This window comes from Pseudomonas sp. Sample_9, from assembly GCF_004307535.1.
In the GTDB taxonomy this organism is placed as follows: domain Bacteria; phylum Pseudomonadota; class Gammaproteobacteria; order Pseudomonadales; family Pseudomonadaceae; genus Aquipseudomonas; species Aquipseudomonas mercuritolerans.
The window spans coordinates 1-1,199 of sequence record NZ_RAZO01000492.1 but is presented as its reverse complement, the minus strand read 5'-3'; the positions used below and the strand labels follow the sequence as shown (position 1 = coordinate 1,199).

At 62.6% G+C, this 1,199-nt stretch carries 1 protein-coding gene and 2 pseudogenes; all 3 read right to left on the bottom strand.

Translation table 11 applies throughout. The features are described from left to right. Positions 1-120 (bottom strand): annotated as a pseudogene (locus D6877_RS30130) (DNA polymerase III subunit chi); the annotation flags it as partial. An 8-nt stretch (positions 121-128) separates the two neighbouring features. Then, positions 129-557 carry a DNA polymerase III subunit chi gene (locus D6877_RS27970; RefSeq protein WP_130912778.1) on the bottom strand — a complete coding sequence of 143 codons (429 nt, stop codon included), beginning with the start codon at positions 555-557 and terminating at the stop codon, positions 129-131. A gap of 57 nt (positions 558-614) precedes the next feature. Then, a pseudogene (locus D6877_RS27965) lies at positions 615-1,199 on the bottom strand (leucyl aminopeptidase); the annotation flags it as partial.

The window sequence follows — 1,199 nt, the reverse complement described above, 5'->3', positions numbered from 1 at the left end:
GTCATCGACCGTATCGGTCAAGAGCGGCGGTTGCAGGTTGTCATCGCCGAGCAACTGGCGGATCGATTCAAGATCGTCCAGCAGGTGTGCGGACTTCTGTTGCGGTTTCGGAGTGTCCATTGGAGTGCTCAGAGTCGCTGTAAACGGTGGTCTTGCAGAGAATAGCCCTGTTCGCGGTAGAAACGGAAACTCTCCCGCGCCGCTGCGCGGATGGCCGGATCTTCCACCACCACTTCCGCCACGCGGGCGAATTTGCTGGCGAAGGCCGGGACTTTCAGGTCGAGATTGACCAGCAGGTCCTGATGCTCACCGCAGTCGTCTCCAAGTCCCAGCACGATCAAACCGTCCGGTTCGCTGTCGGCCGGGCCGTGGGGCACGAAGCTTTCACCCTTGAATGCCCACAGACGCGCATCGAGATCGTCGCGCTGGGCCGCATCGCTGCAATGCAGGTAGATGCGGTGGCCCATGCGCCAGGCTTTCTCGGTGAGCTTGCAGGCGAAATCCAGGCGCGCTGATGGATCGGCGCTGGGCAGGATATAGAAGTCGACTTTGGTCATTGCGGTTCCAGAGCGGCAAGCGGCGTCACCCGAGAGTGACGCCACCTTTCAGCGGTTTCAGGCCTTGGCGCGATCCAGCAGGTACTGGGTCAGCAGTGGAACCGGACGGCCAGTGGCGCCCTTGTCCTTGCCGCCGCTGGTCCATGCCGTGCCGGCGATGTCCAGGTGCGCCCAGTTGAGGTTCTTGGTGAAGCGCGACAGGAAGCAGGCGGCAGTGATGGTGCCGGCCTTCGGCCCGCCAATGTTGGCGATGTCGGCGAACGGGCTGTCCAGCTGCTCTTGATACTCATCGAACAGCGGCAGTTGCCAGGCGCGGTCGTCGGCAGCCTTGCCGGCGCTGAGCAGTTGGTCGATCAGCTCGTCGTTGTTGCCCAGCAGGCCGGACGTGTGTGCGCCCAGGGCCACTACGCAAGCACCGGTCAGGGTGGCGATGTCGATCACCGCTTGTGGCTTGAAGCGCTCGGCGTAGGTCAGTGCATCGCACAGCACCAGACGGCCTTCAGCGTCGGTGTTGAGGATTTCCACAGTCTGGCCGCTCATGGTGGTAACGATGTCGCCCGGACGCGATGCATTGCCGCTCGGCATGTTTTCGGCGCAGGCGAGGATGCACACCAGATTGATCGGCAGTTTCAGCTCAAGCAC

What these genes read in the sequence shown, in the direction of transcription:
- D6877_RS27970 (WP_130912778.1), bottom strand. Translation starts at nt 557, where the DNA reads ATGACCAAAGTCGACTTCTATATCCTGCCCAGCGCCGATCCATCAGCG.